Annotated in this window: 3 protein-coding genes; all 3 read right to left on the reverse strand. The window is 54.0% G+C overall.

Features of this window, described 5'->3' with window-relative positions; translation table 11 throughout:
- Positions 1-962, reverse strand: a 962-nt coding sequence (locus B5F28_RS14255) for a tyrosine-type recombinase/integrase (RefSeq protein ID WP_143424772.1), incomplete at its 3' end; no start/stop codon positions are given.
- Positions 963-1100: 138 nt separating this feature from the next.
- Positions 1101-2354 (reverse strand): SNIPE associated domain-containing protein, encoded by a 1254-nt coding sequence (locus B5F28_RS14260; protein ID WP_087296488.1) that lies wholly within the window; start codon positions 2352-2354, stop codon positions 1101-1103.
- 81 nt (positions 2355-2435) lie between these two features.
- A partial coding sequence (locus B5F28_RS14265; protein WP_087296489.1) for a LexA family protein occupies positions 2436-2912 on the reverse strand: 477 nt, incomplete at its 5' end.

Here is a 2912-nt window from a genome sequence, read left to right on the forward strand (position 1 = left end):
CCAACCAGCTTTTTCATCTGGGCTTCCGGCAGGGCGTCGCTGATGCTCACAAACGTGTGCCTGATTTCATAGGGCGCGATATCCGGCAGCCCATTGACCTTACAATATCGCTTCCAGCGGCTGTGGTAGTGCTGGAGGTTGCTGATGCAGAACACAGACCCCTTCGGGCCGGTGATGCGATATTGATCTTCCAGCACCTGGCGGGCCAGGGAAGAGAGGTAGACCACCCGGCGGGCATTATCGTTCTTCCCGGTGGTGGTTTCGCCGTAGCAGTTGATGGCCCGGCGCAGCTCCAGCCGGTCGTCGTGCCAGTCGGCCCATTCCAGCCCGTTGATCTCCCCAGGGCGCAGGCCTGTAAGCACCTCCAGCCGGTATGCGTTGATGTAATCTTCCACGGCCTTATTTTTGCGCAGGATGGTGGTGTCTACGTTAAAGAGTATCAGGACATCCTTCGGCTGCAAAATGCGTTTCTGGCCCCTCTGAGCAGCTTTGGAGATTTCAAGGTCCTCGCCGGTCAGGGTGGTATAACGGTTCCGGCGGGCCCATTTCAGAAACGCGCACAGGTCGGCCCGCAGGTTTTGAAGGCTCTTTCGGGAATATCCACCGGCGAGGGCTCTGTCAAGTACCTGCTGAAGATCTCCATCAGTCAGCCGGCCGATGGACTTCTGGCCGATCAACGGCTGAATCTTGTTCCGCCAGCGGCCATCCATTGGGCGGCAGTTGCTGAGACTGGTGGTGGCCCGCTTGGACGCCAAAAACTGAGGATAGAGCACGTCCACCTTGGTGGATGTGCTGATAACCGAGTGCTCCAGCCACTCATCAGCTTTTCGATTGGCCTCCCGCTGGCCGGTACGGCCGGGCTTTGCGCTCACGAAGGTTTTACGCACGCCGTCCTTCTGTACATTGATCTGCCAGCGCTGGCGGCTCTCGACCCAGACAGCTGTGTTGGTGCGAATTGACATAAAAATACCTCCCTGTAGGTGCACTTTGACAAGCCTACTCGGGAGGTGGTATAATCTCGTTGTCCGGACGGATTATTCACCCTTGTGAGTAAGCCTGTTCATGGTCCCCCACCGGCGCCAACCGGTGGGGGATTTTTTTTATTTTTGAGGCTGGGAAGATTCCATAGCGATTGCTAAACTCTGGCGATACTGCTCGGCCGGGGGAAAGTCTACGAACTCCACGGTTTTATCGAAATTGGCACGGACTACATCTTTGATTTCGTCCAGTGTTACCCGGAAGAATTCCCGGCGCTGATTGATGAAATTCAGCTTGCGGTCGGCGAAAGCTTTGTGCAGGGCCGCCTCGAGTTTAGGGGCATCGTCGGAAAAAATCATGGCATGCACGTCAAAATTGAATGGGACGGATGCATCGCCTAGTTCATCCACGCGATCCATGGGGTCCAACCGGCGTGTCATGCCGATTTTATATACGTTCTCGCCGAAAGCGCCCACATTGGAGATGATGTACACATAGCCTGCGCGCTGGTTGGCTTCCCGATAGTCCACATCCTTAAAAGCCTGATCGATCTTCTCCAACTGCCGCACCAACTCTTCGCGCTTTTGCTCGATATCGGCTTTCTCAGCCTCCGAGGCACCGGTCAGCTGGGCTTCAATTTTGCGCAGTGCATTTTGGTAGTGCCGCTGCTCCTTTTCCAGCTTTTTGCGCTCTTCCTCGATCTCCTTGGCAAGCTTCGCTTCCTCCCGCAAGCGGGCGCGGGCCTCCTTCTGTTCCTCCTTCTCCTGCTGCTTTTTTTGCTGGTATTCAAAGGCCAGATACAACTCTTCAATCTTGAGCCGGTAATAGGCGGGAGTGATGGAAATGCCCATAATCGTACCCAGTTTGGAAATAGCATCTCGGGAAACGGTAATGCGTTTCTCACTGGCATCCAGATTGCTGTACCGCACATGCTCAATGATGTCGTCACACTCAGCGTTAAAGGCCCGCAATAGTAATTTTTGCATGTCAGCAACCATCTTCCGCCCCTGGGCTGCATTGTTGTTTACAGTCCAGTTGGTCAGGCCGGTAGTAGCTGCTTTCCCTTTAATCAGTTCTTTTTGCTTTGCACGGATTTCCAGCAATCGAGCGCGGTATTCATCAGCGCGCATGAGGTCGTAACGGGGCATGTAAACTCCGAAAGATTGGAGAGAAACAGCTTCATCGGTTTCGATAATTTGCGATTGCAGTTCGTCCAAACGGCGCTGTTGCTGTTCCGCTTGCTGGGTGAGTGCATCTAATTCGGTCCGGGCTTTATCGATTGCTCCCTGTAAATCGGCCATTTCCAGCTGTTCGGGAGACATCTGTGCCCGCAGTCGCTCGATTTCTTTCTTTTCTTTAAAACCAAAAAGTGACACGATTGTTCCGCCTTTCCTTTGAATTACCAAGTTTCGGTTTCCGCTATCTATCCACGCCCCATGGGAGGGGCGGCAGTTTGGCTATTGTACTGTAGACAGGAAAAATACCGCTTTTCCTAAAATTCGCATTTCGTTGATTGATTCGCCGGTGTAGATCATTGGTGCGTATTTGGAATTTGCGGGTTGGAGTACAATCTGACCAGGGTACTTATACACCCGCTTCAAGGTGGCCTCGTCGTCAATCAGCACGGCAGCAATCTCGCCGTTTTCTACGTCGGGCTGTTTGCGGATATATACGATATCCCCGTCCAGAATGCGGGCGTCCACCATGCTGTCGCCCTTGCAGCGCAGGGCAAAATCGGCATGAATAAAGTCAGGGAGAGAGACTTCGCCATCCAGATTTTCCTCGGCCAGAATTGGAACACCACAGGCGATCGTGCCGAGCAGGGGAACGGTCTTGGAGGCCGGGGGCACCGGGATGATGTTGGAGGGGAGGTGGAGGGTATTGTCCTTCTCTGCCGAAGCGGCGTTCCGGTCCATCGGTACGTCATAGCCCAT

The organism is Gemmiger sp. An194 (assembly GCF_002160145.1).
GTDB lineage: Bacteria > Bacillota > Clostridia > Oscillospirales > Ruminococcaceae > Allofournierella.